We start from the raw sequence: 17,306 nt of genomic DNA, 5'->3' as shown, positions 1-17,306 counted from the left end.
GTGGAAAGCAGGACGGGCTCAATCGAGCACGGGAATGTTGGCACGCCGGGCGGCGGCGGCAAGCTGGGTATCGAGCGTCGCGAGCGACGCGCGGCGCTGCAGGGCAAGTTCGAGGTAGCTCGCGTCGTAGGGCGTCAGGCCGTGCCGCTGCGCGGCCTCGAGCACGCCCCGCAGCGGCGAGGGCGATGGCTGCTCGACCTCGACCTCCAGCGCCTCGAGCGTCTCGCACAGCGCGGGCAGCTGCTGGGCGTCCAGCCGTCCTCGCCGCAGGCTGTTGCGCAGTGCGTTGGCGACCTCGAGGGGCCAGATCGCGGGCACCAGCAGGCGCGCCTGCAGCGCGTACTCCAGGCTGGCAGGGCGGGTCTCGTCGGGCATCACGGCAGCCAGCGAATACGAGGTGTCGACGACGATCACCGCCGGCCCTCATGCACCCACTCGAGGATCTCCTCGCGGGTGACGGGGCCGCCGTTGCGCGCGACTTCGCGCCCGATGCTGCCCATGCGCATCAGTGCAGCACGGCGGCGCTCGACCAGGTCGGCCGGCACGCCATCGACGGGAACGAGCTTGGCCACCGGCCGGTTGTGCCGCGTGATGACGACTTCCTCGCCCCGCTCCGCCCGGGCCACCAGCTCGGACAGGTGGGTCTTGGCCTCGAACAAGCCGATGGACGCCATGGCAGCACCCCAATTGGTTGAATCAACCAGATTCTAGCGTCCGCGGCAAGGCCTTGGTGCCAACGCTACAGTGCCGCCTGCACAGGAGACTCCAATGGATACGAAGACCACCCCGCTCGCCGAACTCAACGACCCCAGCCTGCTGAAGACCGACGGCCTGGTCAACGGCGAATGGCTGCCTGGCGACGCGCGGTTCGACGTGACCGACCCGGCCACGGGCCTGAAGCTGGTCGACGTTGCCGACCTGGGCCCGGCCGAGACCGAATCCGCCATCGCCGCGGCCGACAAGGCCTGGCCGGCCTGGCGCGCCAAGACGGCCAAGGAGCGTGCGGCCATCCTGCAGCGCTGGTTCACGCTGATCAACCAGAACGCCGACGACCTCGCCCGCATCATGACGGCCGAGCAGGGCAAGCCGCTGGCCGAGGCGCGCGGCGAGGTGGTGTACGGGGCCAGCTTCATCGAATGGTTCGCCGAGGAAGCCAAGCGGGTGTACGGCGAAACGATCCCGACCAACGACAACGGCAAGCGCTTCCTCGTCATCAAGCAGCCGGTGGGCGTGTGCGCGGCCATCACGCCGTGGAACTTCCCGATCGCGATGATCACGCGCAAGGTCGCGCCCGCGCTGGCGGCCGGCTGTCCGGTGGTCATCAAGCCGGCGGAGCTGACGCCGCTGTCGGCGCTGGCCGTGGCCGAGCTGGCGCAGCGCGCCGGCATGCCGGCGGGCGTGCTCAACGTCATCACCAGCAGCGATTCGGCCGCCGTCGGCAAGGTGCTGTGCGGCAGCGACGTGGTGCGGCACCTCTCCTTCACCGGTTCGACCGAGGTAGGCCGCATCCTGATGGGCCAGTGCGCCCCGACGATCAAGAAGCTCAGTCTGGAACTGGGCGGCAACGCGCCCTTCATCGTGTTCGAGGACGCCGACCTCGACAGCGCGGTGGAAGGCGCCATCGCCAGCAAGTACCGCAACGCGGGCCAGACCTGCGTGTGCGCCAACCGCCTGTACGTGCAGGACACGGTGTACGACGCCTTCGTGCAGAAGCTCACCGAGAAGGTGAAGGGCCTGAAGGTGGGCAACGGCTTCGAGGCCGGCGTGACGATCGGCCCGGTGATCGAGGACGCGGCGGTCGAGAAGATCGAACGCCACGTGGCCGACGCCGTCGCCAAGGGCGCCAGCGTGCTCACCGGCGGCCGCAAAAGCGGCGACCGCTTCTACGAGCCCACCGTGCTGGCCCACGCCACCAGCGACATGCTGTGCGCGCGCGAGGAAACCTTCGGCCCCGTGGCGCCGGTGTTCAGCTTCAAGACCGAAGCCGAGGCCATCGCGCTGGCTAACGACACCGAGTTCGGGCTGGCGAGCTACTTCTACAGCCGCGACGTGGGCCGCATCTTCCGCGTGGGCGAGGCGCTGGAATACGGGATCGTCGGCATCAACACCGGCCTGATCTCCACCGCCGAAGTGCCCTTCGGCGGCGTGAAGCAGTCGGGCCTGGGCCGGGAGGGCTCGCACCACGGCATCGACGACTACGTCGAGGTGAAGTACCTCTGCCTGGGCGACATCCAGAAGTAACCCGACGCTTGAGGCAGTCATGGAAGTTCGGCACGCCGTCCTGCTGGTGTTTCTCGCATCGGCGCTCTATATCCACTATCGCGGCCGGGTGCGGTTCAGCCTGAAGCGCGCACTCGATTTCACGATCCTGCTGGCGCCGGTCAACGCGCTGATGTACCTGTTCTCGCGCACGCCGGCCACGCCGTACCTCGACGCAAAGGACTTTCCCGAACTGGAGGTGCTGAAGGCGAACTGGCAGACCATCCGCGACGAGGCGATGCGCCTGAACGAGGCGGGCGACATCCGCGCCGCGGGCGCCTACAACGATATCGGCTTCAACTCGTTCTTCCGCACCGGCTGGAAGCGCTTCTACCTGAGCTGGTACGGCAAGGACCTGGCCTCCGCGCAGGCCGCGTGCCCGCAGACCGTGGCGCTGCTGAAGAGCATCCCGACGATCAAGGCGGCGATGTTCGCCTCGCTGCCGCCGGGCGCCAAGCTCGTGCGCCACCGCGATCCGTACGCCGGCTCGCTGCGCTACCACCTGGGCCTCGTCACGCCGAACGACCCGGGCTGCTACATCGACGTGGACGGCCAGCGCTACCACTGGCGCGACGGCGAGGCGGTGATGTTCGACGAGACCTACATCCACCATGCCGAGAACGCCACGCAGCACCAGCGCGTGATCCTGTTCTGCGACGTGGAGCGGCCGCTGCACGGGGCGCCGCTGCGCTGGTTCAACCGCTTCTTCGCGAAGCACGTGATGGCGGCGGCGTCCAGCCAGAACACCGAGGCCGAGGCGGTCGGCGGCATCAACCGCGTCTTCCAGCACGCCTACCAGGCCCGGCTGAAGGCGAAGGCGCTGAAGGCGTCGAACCGCACGCTGTACTACGCCGGCAAATGGGCGCTGATCGCGGCCGTCGCCTGGATGCTCTTCTGGTGACGCGCCGCCGCTGACGGCGGACGGCGGACGGCGCCTACGCCGGCGCCGCATCCTCGTCGTTGGCCGCCGCGGCGGGGCCGCGCTCCACGCGGTTCGCGAAGCCTGCGCGGCCCACCGGCGCCGCGCCCGTGGCCTGGCCCATCGCACGCCGCATCAGAGCGCCGGCATCCTTGCCATGCTCCGGATAGTGGCCAACGCCCGCACTGACGGCGACGGCCACGTCGCGGCCAGTCACGCTGAACGGCTGCTGCAGCGACTGCACCAGCTTGTGGACGACGCCCGGCACATCGGTCGGCGCGTCGATCCAGGCCAGCAGGACGGCGAAGACGTCGTTGCCCACCGAGGCCACCACGTCGCTCGCCCGCAGCCCCGCGCGCAGGCGCACGGCCACCTTGCGCCGCAGGACGTTGGCCGACTCCACGCCCAGCCGCGCCGACGCGGTGGCGAATCCTTCGATGCGCAGCACGACGAGGGCCATCGGAGCGGGCTCGCGCTCACGCAGGGCCAGCAGGTGCGTCATGTGCTCGAGCAGCTGCGCATGGTTGGGCAGGCCCGTGGCGAGGTCGGTCGCATGCGCCTTGCGCGCCGTGCGGTCGAGCTGCTTGCGCTCGATCGCCAGGCGCAGCCGGCGCGGCAGCGTCTCGGCCTCGCCGGGCGCGAGCACGTCCTGCACGCCGGCCTGCAGCAGGCGCATGGCCACCAGCGGCGACAACTGCGGCGAGACGACCAACACCGCCGCGTCGAGCACGGCATGCGAGAGCGCCGGCCACAACGGCAGCTGCTGCAGTTCGTCTTCGTCGAGCCACATCAGCACGGCATCGAAGGCCTGCTCATGCAGCACCGCATTGGCGCCTTCGAAGGTGCAGGCGGTCGCCTCGAACGGCCCCCATGCCGAGGCGGCCAGGTCATCCGGTACCGGACCGATGGTCAGCAGTTGGTACGTCGTGCTCATGCGACTTGCGAATCAGGCGCACGAAAGGCATCGGCCTCGCGCTGCGCGCATACCAGAGGATGGCTCCCGGCCGGCCACGAACCGCGCGCGGTCCGCCCGACCTGGAGCGTGCTTATTCCACAGTGTATGACGCATGCGCCGCGTGCCCGCGAGGTGCCGGGCGCACAGGCGCCATGCACGGGTCGATCCGCCATGCAATGAACGACACCATGGGCACAGCAACAGGGCTTGACCTATCCGAAAACTGCTCACACCACCGGCCTCGGCGCCGCGGGGATGATGGCCCGCCGCCGCAAGGCCGCGAACTGGGCGGGGGCTCGCAAGCCACAAAAAAGCGGCCCCGGGGGCCGCTTCTGGAAGGTGGTGTTTGGAGCGGGTGAAGGGAATCGAACCCTCGTATGAAGCTTGGGAAGCTGCCGTTCTACCATTGAACTACACCCGCGTAGCGCCGCGCATTCTATAGCCTGAATGCGCAGGGCCCGGCACTGCGATGATCGCGGCATGCCCGACGACCTGCATTCCCTGAACCTCAACGACCTGCGGCTGCTCGCCCTGCTGCTCCAGGAGTGCAGCATCACGCGCGTGGCCGAGAGCGCAGGCCAGGCCCAGCCGGCCATCAGCCGCAAGCTGCAGCGCCTGCGCGAGGTGCTGGCCGATCCGCTGCTGGTGCGCAGCGGCGGGCGCATGGTGCCGACCGAGCGGGCCGCGGCGCTGAAGGCACCGCTGCGCGAAATCCTCGGCCAAGTGGCCAGGCTCGAAGGCGTCTCCCGCTTCGACCCGGCCGCGGCCGAACGCGCCTTCAACATCGTGTGCGCCGATTGCCTGCCGCCCACCTTCCTGCCCGGCGTGATCGCGCGACTCACCGGCGCGGGCACACGCATCGGCGCCCACGTGCGGCCGTCGAACCCCGCCTTCGACGTGGCACAGGCGCTCGACGACGGCGGCGTCGACCTCGTCATCAGCAACGACCCGCGCCCCCGCGAAGACCTGCGCATCGGCGCGCTCTACACCGACGAGGTGGTCTGCATGATGCGGCGCGGCCATCCGCTGGAGCAGGACCGCCGCCTGCCGCTGGCGCGCTACCTGCGCATGCGCCACCTCGCGCCCGCGGCCAGCGCCACGCCCCGCACCGGCCCGATCGACGGCGAGCTCGCCAAGACCGGCTACCAGCGCCACATCGCCGCCACGGTGCCCGAGTTCAACCTCGTTCCGCACGTGCTGCTGTCGACCGACCTCGTGTTCACCACCGCGCGCCGCTTCGCCGAGCACTACGCCGCCACCTGGCCGATCAGCGTGGTGCGCGCGCCGTCGGAGATCCCGCCGATGCGCTTCTACCAGCTCTGGCACGAGCGCAACCACACCAGCGCAGCCAGCCGGTGGTTGCGCCAGCAGGTCCATGCCGAGGCGGAATCGATGGCGGCATAACAGACCTGTTATGCCGGGTATGGCCGGCGGCGGCCTTCTGCCATGGAGGCCCGGTTCCTAGACTGCCCTTCAGCAGCAGCCATCCAGGAGCCACCGCCATGCAACGCCGCCACTTCCTGCAACTCAGCACCGCCGGCGTCGCCGGCCTGGCCGCCCCGGCCGTGCTGTCGCAGCCGAATCCCGCCAAGCTCAAGTTCACGCTGGACTTCCGCATCAGCGGCCAGGTGGCGCCGTTCTTCGTGGCGCTGCACAAGGGCTACTACGCGGCCGAAGGGCTGGAGCCGGGCTTCGACGTCGGCAACGGCTCGGTCGCGGCCATCACCCGCACCGCCAGCGGCGCCTACGACATGGGCTTCGGCGACATCAGCGCGCTGGTGGAGTTCAATGCCGCACAGCCCGGCGCACCGCTGGTGCAGGCGGTCTACCAGTACTACAACCGCGCGCCCTTCGTGATCATCGGCCGCAAGGACCGCGGCATCACCACCGACTTCAAGAGCCTGCAGGGCAAGCGCATCGCGGCCGCCGCGGTCGAATCGACCCGCCGCGCCTGGCCGATGGCCGCCAAGCACGCCGGCATGAAGGTGGATGCGTTCGAGTGGGTCACCACCGATTTCTCGCAGCGCGACAACGTCATCATCCGCGGCGACGTGGACGGCGCCACCTACTTCCACGATTCGGCGCTGTCGCTCTTCCAGCGGCTCGACCCGGCGCAGCTCAGCGTGCTGTCGTATGCGGAGGCGGGGCTCAACCTGTACGGCAACGCGATCCTCGCCTCGAGCAGGCTGATCGCCGAGAAGCCCGACCTCGTGCGCGGCTTCCTGCGGGCGACGAACCGCGCGCTGATGGAAACGCTGGCCGATCCGGTCGCCGCCATGGCCTACGTGAAGCGGCGCGAACCGATGATCGACGAGAAGGTCGAGGCCGAACGCTTCAAGATCACCGCGCGCTACATCACCGCTGCCGACACACGCGCCCACGGCCTGGGCGACGTGCGCCCCGAGCTGGTGGCGCAGCAGGTGGCCGAGGTCAGCCAGACCTTCGGCCTGAAGCAGGCGCCCAGCGCCGACGGCATCTACAACCTGTCGTTCCTGCCGCCGAAGGCCGAGCGCCTGCTCAAGGCCTGACACCGGCCATGGACACGCTGAACGACAACGACGCGCGCTATCTGCGCCGCGCGATCGAGCTCTCCACCCTCGCCTCGCGCGCAGGCAGCCGGCCCTTCGGCGCGGTGGTGGTGGCCGCCGACGGCCGGGTACTGGCCGAGGCGCACAACGACAACGCCGCCACCGGCGATTGCACCGCGCACGCCGAGGTCAACGCGCTGCGCATCGCCAGCCCGAAGCACGGCCGCGACGTGCTGGCCGGCGCCACGATGTACGCCTCCGGCGAGCCCTGCGTGATGTGCGCCGGGGCGATCTTCTGGTCGAACATCCGCCGCGTGGTGTTCGGCATCGACGCCGTCAGCCTGCGCACCTTCCGCGCGACGCAGGCCGGCGCGGGCGACGTGCAGATGTCGTGCCGCGACGTGTTCGCCGCCGCGCCCCATGCCATCGAGACCCTCGGCCCCGCGCTGCTCGACGAGGCCGCCGCGCCGCACCGTGCCTTCTGGAATCTCTGAGACCCGCCTTTAATGGAACTGGAGCAAACGCCATGACCGTCGCCTCTCTTGAAGAACTGGCCAAGGAGTCCCGCATGGGGTCCATGGGGTCGGAAACCAGCACCCGCGAGATCCGCCGCATCGACCTGTCGGACTTCGACCGCCGCAAGGCCGAGATCACCGAGCAGCTCTGGGCCGCGTCGGTCGACATCGGCTTCTTCCAGCTCGTGAACCACGGCATCGACGTGGCCGAGATCCGCCGCGCGTTCAAGACGGCCGAGTCCTTCTTCGCGCTGCCCGACGGCGTGAAGGCGCGCCACCCGCTGAAGAAGGCCTTCAACGCCGGCTGGGAAAGCCGCGCCCAGGTGCGCCCCTCGACCGGCACGCCGGACCAGAAGGAGTCGTACCAGATCACCCGCCCGCACATGGACGGCCTGTGGCCGGGCGAAGCCGTGCTGCCCGGCTTCGAACAGACCATGCTGGCGTTCGAAGCGCGCTGCTGGGAAGTGGCGATGCGCGTGCTGTCGTGCTTCGCCGACCGCCTCGGCTTCGAGACCGACTTCTTCACCAAGGCGCACGACCCGAGCGTGCCGGCCTACCAGAGCACGCTGCGCCTGCTGCACTACTTCGCGATCCCGCCGGAGCAGCGCGACCACATGGGCCTGTGGCGCGCCGGTGCGCACACCGACTACGACTGCCTGACGCTGCTGTTCCAGCAGACCGGCCAGGGCGGCCTGCAAGTGTTGCCGGGCAAGGAGATGGAAAGCCGTGCGTGGACGCCGATCGAGCCGGCGGACGACGTCATCACCTGCAACATCGGCGACATGCTGATGCGCTGGAGCGACGACCAGCTGCCGTCGAACTTCCACCGCGTGAAGAACCCGCAGCCCCACGAATACCAGGGTGCGCGCTACAGCCTGGCCTTCTTCGCGCAGGCCAACCGCGACGTGGTGGTCCAGGGCCCCGCGAAGAAGTACGAGCCGATCACGGCGGAGGACTACCTCTACCGCCGCGTCAACGCGAATTTCGCCAAGTACTGACCCGCCTACCGGTAGGCGACGAAGCGGCGCTGCACGTGGCGCGGTGACTCGATCTCGTCGACGATGGCCACGGCCAGGTCGGCCACCGAGATGCCGGCGGGCTGGCCGCCGTCCATCGGCACGTCGTCGGTGCCCACGCGGTAGGCGCCGGTGCGCTCGCCCGGGGCGAGGCCGATCGGGGGCGACAGGAAGGTCCAGTCCAGCGCGCCGCGCTGACGGATGCGGTTCAGCGCCTCGCGCGCGGCCAGCGCACCCTGCTTGTAGGCGGCCGGGAACTCCGGCGTGTCGACGAGCTGCAGGCCTGGCGCCACGTAGAGGCTGCCGGCACCGCCCACCACCAGCACGCGCTTCACGCCCGCGGCCTGCACGCCGTCGAGGATGGCGTCGGTGCCGCGCAGGAACAGGTCGTGGATCTGCGGCTCGGTCCAGCCCGGGTTGTAGGCGTCGACGACGGCATCCTGGCCGGCCACCGCGGCCGACACCTGGCCGGCGTCCAGCGCGTCGGCCCGCACCACCGCCAAGCCTTCACGCGGGGCGTACTTGCCGGTGTTGCGGGCCAGCGCGGTGACGGCGTGGCCGCGGCGCAGCAGTTCTTCCAGCACGGCCGAGCCGACAAAGCCGGTGCCGCCGATGAGTGCGATCTTCATGGGTTCCATCCAACGGGTTGCATCAGGCTGGAACGATAGGATCTTCACAATCACTCGGGAAGTCTGCCCAGGCTTCCATGACCATGAAGCCAGCCTTCAAGATAAAGTCTGGCCGCCGAGGGATTGGCTGGACATCGCAAAACGGCTGCGGTCTACTCGATCGCGTCGTGGCAGCGGGTCGGCCACGGGTTGCAGTACACGCCGCCCGGCAGCATGGCTGCCTCTTCGTGAACCGACTTCTCATGACACTGCGCATCCTCCTCACGTTCGCACTGGGCCTGCTGATCACGGCCGCGCAGGCGCAGCGGACCCTCACCCTCGCCGCGGAAGACGACTGGGCGCCCTATTCGTCGATGAAGGCCGATCGCTCGGGCGTCGAAGGGCTGTCTCCGGACCTGGTGCGCGCCGCCTTCCGCACCCAGGACATCGAGGTGAACTTCCTGGTGGTGCCCTTCTCGCGCTGCCTGATGTACGCCGAGACGGGGCGCGTGGCGGGCTGCTTCAACGCCACGATCACCGAAGCGAACCGGAACACCTACCACTGGCATGCCACGCCGCTCTTCCATGAAGACCTGGCCATCTTCGCGCGCAGCGACGCGGCCCGCGCCGGCCTCACCGAGAAGCACCTGGAGGGCAAGCTGGTCGGCATCACCGCCGGCTACACCTACCCTACGAGCTTCATGACCAACCCGCGCATCACCCGCCAGAGCGCGAATTCCGACGCCAACCTGCTGAACATGCTGGCGGCCGGCCGCGTGGAATACATCCTGCTCAACACCATGCCGGGCTACATGCGCATCGCCAATACCCCCGCGCTGCAGGGCCGCGTCAAGCTCGTCGGGACCTTGCAGACCGACGGATTCTGGATCGCGTTCTCCAAGCAGGCGGCCGGCGGCGAGGCGCTGGCCGCCACCTTCGAGCAAGGCCTGCTCGCGATCAAGGCGAGCGGCGAGTACGACCGCATCACCACCCGATTCCGTCGCCAGTTCGGGCTGTAGCCTCCTCCACCCCCAGCCGGATGCGCATGGAACCCGCCCGCCTCTCCTGCGAGGGCACACGGCGCGGGGCGCTGCGCGCCCTCGCCGCAGCACTCGCCGCCAGCCTGGCCGCCGCCGGCCGCCGGGCCGCCGCTGCCGGACAGGCCGAGGTCGGCTTCATCCGCAACATCCCCCCGTTTGCCGACGAGTTCGCCCGCGACGGCATCTTCGTCGACCTCATGCGCATGGCGCTGCAGGCCGACGGCCGGGTGATGGTGCCCCGCTTCTTCCCGAACCTGCAGCTGGAATTCGATCCGCTGGCCCGCTTCCCGAACCTGTCGATGTACGTGGGTGCCCAGGCCGGCCCGCCCACGCGCTACCCGGCGGTGAAGCTCTACGAGTTCCACGACGTGGCCGTCACCAAGGCGCGCCTCGGCCTGCGCATCGACAGCTTCCGCGATCTGGTCGGCAAGCGTGTGCTGGCCTATGGCGGGGCGCACCAACTGCTCGGGCCGGCCTTCAACCGCTTTCACCGCCACCTGCTGGCCGACTCGCCCGCCTACGCGGAGACGCAGAACCGGCTCGCCCAGAACCAGGCCTTCTGGCAGGAACAGGTCGACGTGATCCTGATCGACCGGGACATCTTCCACTACCACCGCAAAGTGCTGGCGGCCCGCAAAGACAGTGATACTCCGGGCATCGACTATGCAGAAAAAGTCACTTTCCACGAGATCTTTCGCGAACCGGTGAGCGTGCATGCCGTCGGCCGCTCCGCCGGCGACATGCAACGCCTCGAACATCAGCTCAAAACGATGAAAAGCACGGGCGCCTTCCAACAAATTGTCGACCGATACACACAGATGACGCCGCCGCGGACGCCGTCGCCGCTTCGATGACGCCTTCGATCACCCGGCGCATGACCGTGCTGATCCTCGCGATCAGCGTGGTCATCGCGGCGGTTTCGGCGGCATACCAGATCCACAGCGGCTACCGGGCGGGCGTGCGTGCGATCGAAGACACCTTCGACATCATCGCCAACAGCCATGTGCCCGCGCTCGCCGCCAATGTCTGGCTGCTGGACCAGAACCTGGTCGAGAAGCAGCTCGACGGCATCGCGCAACTGCCCGACATCGTGCACGCCCGCCTGAGCGGCAACCTGCCCTGGCAGGCGCGTGCAGCGGGCGCCGCGGTCCCGGACGACGCGGACGACGGCTCATCCCTGCGCAGGGAGTTCGAACTCCGTTACACGGATCCGCTCGACAGGCGCCAGACCCATTCGATCGGCCAGCTCCACGTGGAAGCGTCGCTGCAGGGCCTGCATGGCCGCCTGTGGCAGACCGGCACGGCAATCGTGATCACCGAGATCGTCCGCGCGGCCGTCCTGGCCTTCGCCATCATTTTGGCGATGCGCCAGCTGATCACGCGGCATCTCAGCCACATCGCCGCCTATTCGTCGAAGATGACCATCGACAACCTCGACAGCCCGCTCAAGCTGCCGGATCGCGGGCGCCACCAGCGTGATGAGATCGACGCCTTGGCGAGCGCCATCAACGGCATGCGCGTCTCGTTGCGCACCGAGATGGAACGCCGGCGCGAATCCGAGCGCCTCAGCCAGCAACTCGCCATCGAGAAGGAGGCGGCCGAGCTGGCCAACGGCGCGAAGAGCGAGTTCCTCGCCAACATGAGCCACGAGATCCGCACGCCGATGAATGCGGTCATCGGCATGTCGCACCTGGCACTGCAGTCCGGCCTCGATGCCCGGCAGACCAACTACATCCAGAAGGTGCACACCTCGGCGAAGCTGCTGCTGGGCATCATCAACGACATCCTCGATTTCTCGAAGATCGAATCCGGCAAGCTGGAGATCGAATCGGTCGAGTTCAGCCTGATCGACACGATCGATGCGCTGATCGACATGATCAGCCTGAAGGCCGACGAGAAGGACATCGAGCTGCTCATCCGGCAGAGCCCAACGCTGCCCGACATGCTCGTCGGCGACCCGCTGCGCCTTCAGCAGGTGTTGGTGAACCTGGCAGGCAACGCCGTCAAGTTCACCTCGCGCGGCGAGGTCGTCATCGGCATCGAGGAGCTGGAGCGCGACGCCGGCAGCGTGCTGCTGAGCTTCTGGGTCGAGGATTCCGGTGTCGGCATCAGCGAGGCGCAGCAAGCCAAGCTGTTCCAGCCGTTCGCGCAGGCCGACACCACCACCTCGCGCCGCTATGGCGGCACCGGCCTGGGCCTGGCGATCAGCCAGCAGCTCGTGCGGTTGATGGGCTCGCACATCGAGGTGCGCAGCCAGCTCGGCGCGGGCAGCCGCTTCTCGTTCACGCTGCGGCTGGGCGTGGCGGCTTCACCCCGCTCGTCCCCCGTGCCGCCAGCGGCGGGGACACCGCCGCTGGGCGGCCGCCTGCTGGTGGTGGACGACAACGAGAGCGCGCGCACCATCCTGGTGGCGATGGCGGCCCAGTTCGGCTTCGACGTGACGGCGGTCGGCAGCGGGGAAGCGGCGATCGAGACGGTCGCCCGGGAGCAACGCCAAGGCCGGCCCTTCAACATCGTGCTGCTCGACTGGAAGATGCCGGGCATGGACGGTGTGGAGTGCGCGGTGCGGCTTCGCCAGGCCGCGACGGCGCCGATCGACGTGCTCATGGTCACGGCGTTCAGCCGCGACGAGGTGCTCAAACGCATGCGGCAGCAGCATGTGGCGGTCTGCGCCGTGCTGACCAAGCCGGTGACGCCGTCCACGCTGTTCGACGCCTGCTGCGCCGCGCTCGGCCGTGCGGAATCGCGCGGCCAGCCGGTGGCCCGCAAGGAAACCACCCCTGGGGAGCGCGAGCGCCTGCGGGGCCTGCGCGTGCTGCTGGCGGAGGACAACGACATCAACCAGGAACTCGCGCTGGAGCTGCTGCACCGCGTGGGCATCGTCACGACGGTGGCCGCCAACGGCGACGAGGTGCTGCAGCGGCTGGAGGAGCAGACCTTCGACGGCATCCTGATGGACTGCCAGATGCCCGTCACCGACGGCTACGAGGCGACGCGGCGACTGCGCAGCGACCCGCGCTGGCAGCGGCTGCCGGTGATCGCGATGACGGCCAACGCGATGACCGGCGACCGCGAGCGGGTGCTGGCCGTCGGCATGAACGACCACGTCGCCAAGCCGATCGACGTCGACGACCTGTACCGCACCCTCGCCCGCTGGCTGCGCCCCGCCGACCCGCCGGTGCTGCCGGCGCCCCCCGGCACCGCGGCCGGCCTGCCGCCGCTCGACGCCCTGCCCGGGATCGACCTGCATACCGGTCGCGCCCGCACGCTGGGCAACGAAGGCCTGTACCGGCGCATGCTGCGCATGTTCGGCCAGGGCCAGCGGCACGTGATCGACGAATTCCGCGCGGCCCACGACGCGGGCGATGGCGCCTCGGCGGCTCGCGTCGTGCACACCTTGCGCAGCACCGCCGCGACGATCGGCGCCCGCGGCGTGGAGCTCGCGGCGCAGGCGCTGGAGGACGCGCTGCGGCGCCACGCCGCGCGCGGTGACATCGAGGCCGCCGTGGAGGTGCTGGCCCAGGAGGTGGCGATCGTCCTCGAGGGCCTCGACACGCTGCCGTGACACGCGCCGGACGCAGGCGGCCGGCCGCTGCGAGACAATGCCGCCCCTCGCATCCGTGCCCCTGCCGATCCTGCCGCCATGACCGACGAACTCGCCCCCCGCCGCCCCATCCGCAGCTTCGTGCTGCGCGCCGGCCGCATGGGCACGGGCCAGCAGCGGGCGCTTGCGGAACTGGGGCCGCGCTTCCTGCTGCCCTACGGCCCGCATCCGCTCGACTACGCCGCCGTGTTCGGCCGCCGGGCCCCGGTGGTGCTGGAGATCGGTTTTGGCATGGGAGGCGCGACGGCGCAGATCGCGGCCGGCCGGCCGGACACCGACTTCATCGGCGTGGAGGTCCACGAGCCGGGTGTCGGCGCCTTGCTCAAGCACATCGGCGAACAGGGCCTGACCAACCTGCGGCTCGTGCAGCACGACGCGGTGGAAGTGCTGCGCACGATGATCCCCGAGTCCTCGCTGGCCGGGGTGCACGTGTTCTTCCCGGACCCATGGCACAAGAAGCGCCACCACAAGCGGCGCCTGCTGCAGCCCGAGTTCGTCGCCCGGCTCGTGCGCCACATCGCGCCGGGCGGTTACCTGCACTGCGCAACCGACTGGGAAGACTACGCGCAGCAGATGCTGGAAGTGCTTGGCGCCGAACCCGCGCTGCGCAACACGGCCGAGGGTTACGCGCCGCGGCCCGACTACCGCCCGCTCACCAAGTTCGAGCAGCGCGGATTGAAGCTGGGGCACGGCGTGTGGGACCTGGTGTTCACGCGCACACCGGCCGCCGCAGCCACGGCCTGATCAGCGCGCCGTGCGGTACGGCTCCTCGAACTGCAGGAAGTCGCGCTCGGCGACGGCCTCCGCCACCCAGGCCGCCACGCCGGGCGAGGCCCACACGCGGTCGGCATAGGCCTGCACCGCTTCGGGCAGCGCCACGCCGTACGTGCGCAGCCGGCCGGCCACGGGCGCGTAGTACGCGTCGGCCGCGCTGAAGTCGCCGAACAGGAACGGCCCTGCGCTGGCCTGCAGTGCCGTCGACCACATCTGCACGATGCGGTCCAGGTCGCGCCGTACGCCGGGCTGCGCGGCCAGCACGCGCGCGCCGACGTCGGGCAGCGAGGCCTCGATGTTCTGCGGCCAGTGCTCACGCAGCGCGCCGAAGCCGGCATGCATCTCGGCGCACAGGCTGCGCGCGCGGGCACGGTCCCCGCGAGCGCGCGGCCACACCGGGTGCTCGGGGTGGCGCTCCGCCAGGTACTCGACGATGGCGAGCGAATCCCACACCGCCAGTCCCTCGTCGACCAGCACCGGCACGCGGGCGACCGGCGAGATCCTGGCCAGCTCCGTGAAGAAGGCGGCGCCCGGATCCTGGTCGAAGCGCAGCCGGCGTTCCTCGAACGGAATGCCGAAGTGCCGCAGCAACACCCAGGGGCGCATGGACCACGACGAATAGTTTTTGTTGCCGATCACGAGTTGCAGCATGGTGTCCTCTCCTTGGGGCGGCCATGCTAGCCCCGCACACCGGTGCGGCGCGGCTTGCCCGGGCATGAAATCTCCGCATCGCAGTGATGCGCAGGGCGCAAGGCCGCGGCGCGCGCGGACGGGTCAGGCCGACCAGTCGACCCAGCCGCTCCAGGCCGTCAGCAGCACGATGCCGCCGAAGACGATGCGGTACCACGCGAAGACCGTGAAGTCGTGCGACGAGACATAGCGGATCAACCAGCGGATGCACAGCAGCGCGCTGATGAAGGCAAAGACCAGCCCCACGGCGAACATCGGCGCATCGGCCATGCTGAGCGCCGCGCGCTCCTTCCACACCGAATAGGCGCCGGCACCCATCAAGGTCGGGATCCCGAGGTAGAAGCTGAACTCGGCGGCGGCCTTGCGCGAGAAGCCGAAGATCATCGCGCCGATGATCGTGGAGCCCGACCGGCTGGTGCCGGGCACCAGCGCGACGCACTGGATGAGCCCGACCTTGAGCGCATCCAGCGCCGTCATGTCGTCGACCGTCTCCACCCGGGCGTGGCGCACGCCTTCGAGATCGCGCTCGCCGAAGCGGCTGCGGTGCCGGCGCTCGACCCACAGGATCACCAGCCCGCCGACGATGAACGCGATGGCCACCGGCACCGGATGGAACAGGCTGGCCTTGATCGCGCTGCCGAACGCCAGCCCCAGCACCACGGCCGGGATGAAGGCGATGAGCACGTTGCGCGCGAAGCGCTGCGCCACCGGATCGTGCGTGATGCCCGAGACGGTGCGGCCCAGCCGCTCGCGGTACTCCCAGACCACCGCGAACATCGCGCCGGTCTGGATGGCGATCTCGAACACCTTGGCCGCGTTGCCGTGGAACTTCAGCAGCGATGCAGCCAGGATCAGGTGGCCCGTGGAAGAAATCGGCAGGAACTCCGTGAAGCCCTCGACCAGGCCCATCACCGCAGCCTTCACCAGCAACATCACATCCACGTACAGGCCTCCTTGCCAAGCGCTCGGCTCCAAACAGCCGGCGATCATAGCGGCCGGCCCGTGACGGCCTGCACGCCATGCGCGGATGTCAATCCGGGAGAGCCCCAGCCGCCGCCGCGTCCAGCGTGATCTCGATGCCGCGGGACGTGACCTGCACGTCGACCGCCTGCACGCCCAGGCGCGCCAGCCGTTCGGCCTGCGACGCCGAGGCCCGCCAGACCACTTGGCCTTCGAGCAGCTGCTCGGCCAGCAGCAGCGCCGCGTTGTGCAGGGGCGCGGGCCAATTGCCGCCCGCGTCCTGCACGTCGAGCGTCGACACGCGCACGCCCGAGAGCTTCAACGCCATGTCCCGCGGATCGAAGCGCAGCTGGCTGTCCGCATCCAGGCGGCCGCGCAGCCGCTTGCGCGACAGGCGCTCGGTGGCGTCCACGTTCAGCACCGCGGCCACCCGGCCCCGCTCGGGCAGCAGGCGCACCTGGGGCCGCTGCACCTCGATGTCGAGCACCGCCATCAGCCGCTGCTGCACGGGGAAGTGTTCGGCCAGCTTCTCCTGCAGCTGGGCTTCGGTGATGACGATCGTGCGCGGCAGGCCGAGGGGCATGCAGCCGGTGGTGATCGCCGCAGCGACCATCGCGGCGATCCAGAAACGTCGGGGGTGTCGAGGTGCCATGCGCCGCAGCTTACCGAAGCCGGCCGCCGCGGTTGACCCCGCCGGACGGCAGAGGCTACATTACTGACCGACCAGTCAGTAACAAGCCCTCCCGATGTCCCCTGCTGCCGCGCCGAGTGCCGCACCCCGTCAACGCCGAAAGGAAGCGCGTCCCCAGGAACTGCTGGCCGCCGCGCTGGAGGTGTTCGTCGAGAAGGGGTTCGCCAACAGCCGGTCCGAGGAGGTCGCCGCGCGTGCGGGCGTGTCCAAGGGCACGCTGTACCTCTACTACCCCAGCAAGGAAGAACTGCTGAAGGCCGTGATCCGGCATTACCTGGGCGACGAGGTCGCCGCCGGAGGGGCGGAGATCGCGCAGCACGCCGACGACGACCCGGAGGTGGCGTTCGGCGTGCTGGCACGCTGGTGGCAGCGCATGTACGACAGCCCCGCCTCCGGCGTGTTCAAGCTCATCGTGACCGAGGCGCGCAACTTCCCGGAGATCTCCGCGTTCTACGTCAGCGAGGTCATGGTCCCAGGCGAGCGCCTGATCGGCCAGATGATCGAGCGCGGCATCGCCAGGGGCCAGCTGCGGCCCGCCACCATCGCGCACGTGACCCATTCGCTGCTGCTGCCGCTGGTGATGCTGTGCCTGCACAAGCACGCCCTGGGCGCCTGCATGCACGAGGCCGAGGACATGGTCGATCCGCACCGTTTCATCGACGACCACATCGCGCTGGTGGTGCGTTCGCTTCGGATCGACGCGCCGCTGCCGAAATAAACTTCCACGCTTCGCCCGCATTTCCGCCG

At 69.5% G+C, this 17,306-nt stretch carries 18 protein-coding genes and 1 tRNA gene; 11 read left to right on the top strand and 8 right to left on the bottom strand.

The features are described 5' to 3' along the window. Positions 1 to 18: 18 nt before the first annotated feature. Both V4F39_RS07375 and V4F39_RS07370 read right to left on the bottom strand, forming a co-directional pair. Entirely contained in the window at positions 19 to 414 is a 396-nt protein-coding gene (locus V4F39_RS07375; RefSeq protein WP_332288668.1) for a type II toxin-antitoxin system VapC family toxin, read from the bottom strand. Further along, the gene (locus V4F39_RS07370; protein WP_332288667.1) at positions 411 to 674 is read right to left on the bottom strand and encodes a type II toxin-antitoxin system Phd/YefM family antitoxin; all 264 of its coding nucleotides are present in this window, start codon (positions 672 to 674) and stop codon (positions 411 to 413) included. Before V4F39_RS07370 ends, V4F39_RS07375 begins: the two co-directional genes overlap by 4 nt. A 94-nt stretch (positions 675 to 768) precedes the next feature. On the opposite strand from V4F39_RS07370, the gene V4F39_RS07365 reads away from it, so the two are divergent. After that, complete coding sequence (locus tag V4F39_RS07365; RefSeq protein WP_332288666.1) at positions 769 to 2,241, top strand: NAD-dependent succinate-semialdehyde dehydrogenase; 1,473 nt, start codon at positions 769 to 771, stop codon at positions 2,239 to 2,241. A 19-nt stretch (positions 2,242 to 2,260) separates the two neighbouring features. Further along, a complete protein-coding gene (locus V4F39_RS07360) occupies positions 2,261 to 3,160 on the top strand; it encodes an aspartyl/asparaginyl beta-hydroxylase domain-containing protein (protein WP_332288665.1) in 900 nt (299 codons plus the stop codon). Between the two features lie 34 nt (positions 3,161 to 3,194). Here the strand turns inward: V4F39_RS07360 and V4F39_RS07355 are convergent, their stop codons facing one another. Continuing rightward, positions 3,195 to 4,112 carry a GGDEF domain-containing protein gene (locus V4F39_RS07355; RefSeq protein WP_332288664.1) on the bottom strand — a complete coding sequence of 306 codons (918 nt, stop codon included), beginning with the start codon at positions 4,110 to 4,112 and terminating at the stop codon, positions 3,195 to 3,197. A 368-nt stretch (positions 4,113 to 4,480) separates the two neighbouring features. After that, positions 4,481 to 4,554: transfer RNA gene (locus V4F39_RS07350), tRNA-Gly, on the bottom strand. 59 nt (positions 4,555 to 4,613) lie between these two features. On the opposite strand from V4F39_RS07350, the gene V4F39_RS07345 reads away from it, so the two are divergent. The 4 genes from V4F39_RS07345 (at position 4,614) to V4F39_RS07330 (ending at position 8,174) form a co-directional block, all read left to right on the top strand. Then, entirely contained in the window at positions 4,614 to 5,537 is a 924-nt protein-coding gene (locus tag V4F39_RS07345) for a LysR family transcriptional regulator (protein WP_332288663.1), read from the top strand. Between the two features lie 98 nt (positions 5,538 to 5,635). Further along, the gene (locus V4F39_RS07340) at positions 5,636 to 6,661 is read left to right on the top strand and encodes an ABC transporter substrate-binding protein (protein WP_332288662.1); all 1,026 of its coding nucleotides are present in this window, start codon (positions 5,636 to 5,638) and stop codon (positions 6,659 to 6,661) included. Positions 6,662 to 6,669: 8 nt separating this feature from the next. Next, the gene (locus V4F39_RS07335; protein WP_332288661.1) at positions 6,670 to 7,155 is read left to right on the top strand and encodes a nucleoside deaminase; all 486 of its coding nucleotides are present in this window, start codon (positions 6,670 to 6,672) and stop codon (positions 7,153 to 7,155) included. A 32-nt stretch (positions 7,156 to 7,187) separates the two neighbouring features. Then, the gene (locus tag V4F39_RS07330) at positions 7,188 to 8,174 is read left to right on the top strand and encodes an isopenicillin N synthase family dioxygenase (protein WP_332288660.1); all 987 of its coding nucleotides are present in this window, start codon (positions 7,188 to 7,190) and stop codon (positions 8,172 to 8,174) included. A gap of 5 nt (positions 8,175 to 8,179) precedes the next feature. On the opposite strand, the gene V4F39_RS07325 is transcribed toward V4F39_RS07330, so the two are convergent. After that, a complete protein-coding gene (locus V4F39_RS07325) occupies positions 8,180 to 8,821 on the bottom strand; it encodes an NAD(P)-dependent oxidoreductase (RefSeq protein ID WP_332288659.1) in 642 nt (213 codons plus the stop codon). A gap of 227 nt (positions 8,822 to 9,048) precedes the next feature. Between V4F39_RS07325 and V4F39_RS07320 the strand changes: the two genes are divergently transcribed. The 4 genes from V4F39_RS07320 to trmB all read left to right on the top strand — a co-directional run bounded on the left by V4F39_RS07320 (position 9,049) and on the right by trmB (position 14,188). Then, positions 9,049 to 9,819 carry a substrate-binding periplasmic protein gene (locus V4F39_RS07320; protein ID WP_332288658.1) on the top strand — a complete coding sequence of 257 codons (771 nt, stop codon included), beginning with the start codon at positions 9,049 to 9,051 and terminating at the stop codon, positions 9,817 to 9,819. Positions 9,820 to 9,845: 26 nt separating this feature from the next. After that, positions 9,846 to 10,694 carry a hypothetical protein gene (locus V4F39_RS07315; RefSeq protein WP_332288657.1) on the top strand — a complete coding sequence of 283 codons (849 nt, stop codon included), beginning with the start codon at positions 9,846 to 9,848 and terminating at the stop codon, positions 10,692 to 10,694. Next, complete coding sequence (locus tag V4F39_RS07310; protein WP_332288656.1) at positions 10,691 to 13,405, top strand: response regulator; 2,715 nt, start codon at positions 10,691 to 10,693, stop codon at positions 13,403 to 13,405. The genes V4F39_RS07315 and V4F39_RS07310 overlap by 4 nt, the downstream gene beginning before the upstream one ends. A 78-nt stretch (positions 13,406 to 13,483) precedes the next feature. Further along, positions 13,484 to 14,188 carry a tRNA (guanosine(46)-N7)-methyltransferase TrmB gene (gene trmB, locus V4F39_RS07305; protein ID WP_332288655.1) on the top strand — a complete coding sequence of 235 codons (705 nt, stop codon included), beginning with the start codon at positions 13,484 to 13,486 and terminating at the stop codon, positions 14,186 to 14,188. Here the strand turns inward: trmB and V4F39_RS07300 are convergent, their stop codons facing one another. The 3 genes from V4F39_RS07300 to V4F39_RS07290 all read right to left on the bottom strand — a co-directional run bounded on the left by V4F39_RS07300 (position 14,189) and on the right by V4F39_RS07290 (position 16,520). Next, complete coding sequence (locus V4F39_RS07300) at positions 14,189 to 14,869, bottom strand: glutathione S-transferase family protein (protein ID WP_332288654.1); 681 nt, start codon at positions 14,867 to 14,869, stop codon at positions 14,189 to 14,191. Positions 14,870 to 14,992: 123 nt separating this feature from the next. After that, complete coding sequence (locus V4F39_RS07295) at positions 14,993 to 15,850, bottom strand: undecaprenyl-diphosphate phosphatase (protein WP_332288653.1); 858 nt, start codon at positions 15,848 to 15,850, stop codon at positions 14,993 to 14,995. Between the two features lie 88 nt (positions 15,851 to 15,938). After that, a complete protein-coding gene (locus V4F39_RS07290) occupies positions 15,939 to 16,520 on the bottom strand; it encodes a DUF1439 domain-containing protein (RefSeq protein ID WP_332288652.1) in 582 nt (193 codons plus the stop codon). Positions 16,521 to 16,614: 94 nt separating this feature from the next. Here V4F39_RS07290 and V4F39_RS07285 point away from each other — a divergent pair, with 94 nt between their 5' ends. Then, positions 16,615 to 17,277, top strand: a complete 663-nt coding sequence (locus V4F39_RS07285; RefSeq protein ID WP_332288651.1) for a TetR/AcrR family transcriptional regulator — start codon at positions 16,615 to 16,617, stop codon at positions 17,275 to 17,277. The last annotated feature ends 29 nt before the right edge of the window (positions 17,278 to 17,306 follow it).

Origin of the sequence: Aquincola agrisoli (genome assembly GCF_036621135.1) — a bacterium.
GTDB lineage: Bacteria > Pseudomonadota > Gammaproteobacteria > Burkholderiales > Burkholderiaceae_C > Aquincola > Aquincola agrisoli.
The sequence above is the reverse complement of the archived record's forward strand: the minus strand, read 5'-3'. Positions and strand labels throughout refer to the sequence as shown.

Coding starts and splice junctions, on each gene's coding strand:
- V4F39_RS07340 (WP_332288662.1), top strand. CDS start 5,636: ATGCAACGCCGCCACTTCCTGCAACTCAGCACCGCCGGCGTCGCCGGC.
- V4F39_RS07360 (WP_332288665.1), top strand. CDS start 2,261: ATGGAAGTTCGGCACGCCGTCCTGCTGGTGTTTCTCGCATCGGCGCTC.
- V4F39_RS07330 (WP_332288660.1), top strand. CDS start 7,188: ATGACCGTCGCCTCTCTTGAAGAACTGGCCAAGGAGTCCCGCATGGGG.
- V4F39_RS07365 (WP_332288666.1), top strand. CDS start 769: ATGGATACGAAGACCACCCCGCTCGCCGAACTCAACGACCCCAGCCTG.
- V4F39_RS07310 (WP_332288656.1), top strand. CDS start 10,691: ATGACGCCTTCGATCACCCGGCGCATGACCGTGCTGATCCTCGCGATC.
- V4F39_RS07355 (WP_332288664.1), bottom strand. CDS start 4,112: ATGAGCACGACGTACCAACTGCTGACCATCGGTCCGGTACCGGATGAC.
- V4F39_RS07315 (WP_332288657.1), top strand. CDS start 9,846: ATGGAACCCGCCCGCCTCTCCTGCGAGGGCACACGGCGCGGGGCGCTG.
- V4F39_RS07325 (WP_332288659.1), bottom strand. CDS start 8,821: ATGAAGATCGCACTCATCGGCGGCACCGGCTTTGTCGGCTCGGCCGTG.
- V4F39_RS07345 (WP_332288663.1), top strand. CDS start 4,614: ATGCCCGACGACCTGCATTCCCTGAACCTCAACGACCTGCGGCTGCTC.
- V4F39_RS07285 (WP_332288651.1), top strand. CDS start 16,615: ATGTCCCCTGCTGCCGCGCCGAGTGCCGCACCCCGTCAACGCCGAAAG.
- V4F39_RS07290 (WP_332288652.1), bottom strand. CDS start 16,520: ATGGCACCTCGACACCCCCGACGTTTCTGGATCGCCGCGATGGTCGCT.
- V4F39_RS07300 (WP_332288654.1), bottom strand. CDS start 14,869: ATGCTGCAACTCGTGATCGGCAACAAAAACTATTCGTCGTGGTCCATG.
- V4F39_RS07370 (WP_332288667.1), bottom strand. CDS start 674: ATGGCGTCCATCGGCTTGTTCGAGGCCAAGACCCACCTGTCCGAGCTG.
- V4F39_RS07335 (WP_332288661.1), top strand. CDS start 6,670: ATGGACACGCTGAACGACAACGACGCGCGCTATCTGCGCCGCGCGATC.
- trmB (WP_332288655.1), top strand. CDS start 13,484: ATGACCGACGAACTCGCCCCCCGCCGCCCCATCCGCAGCTTCGTGCTG.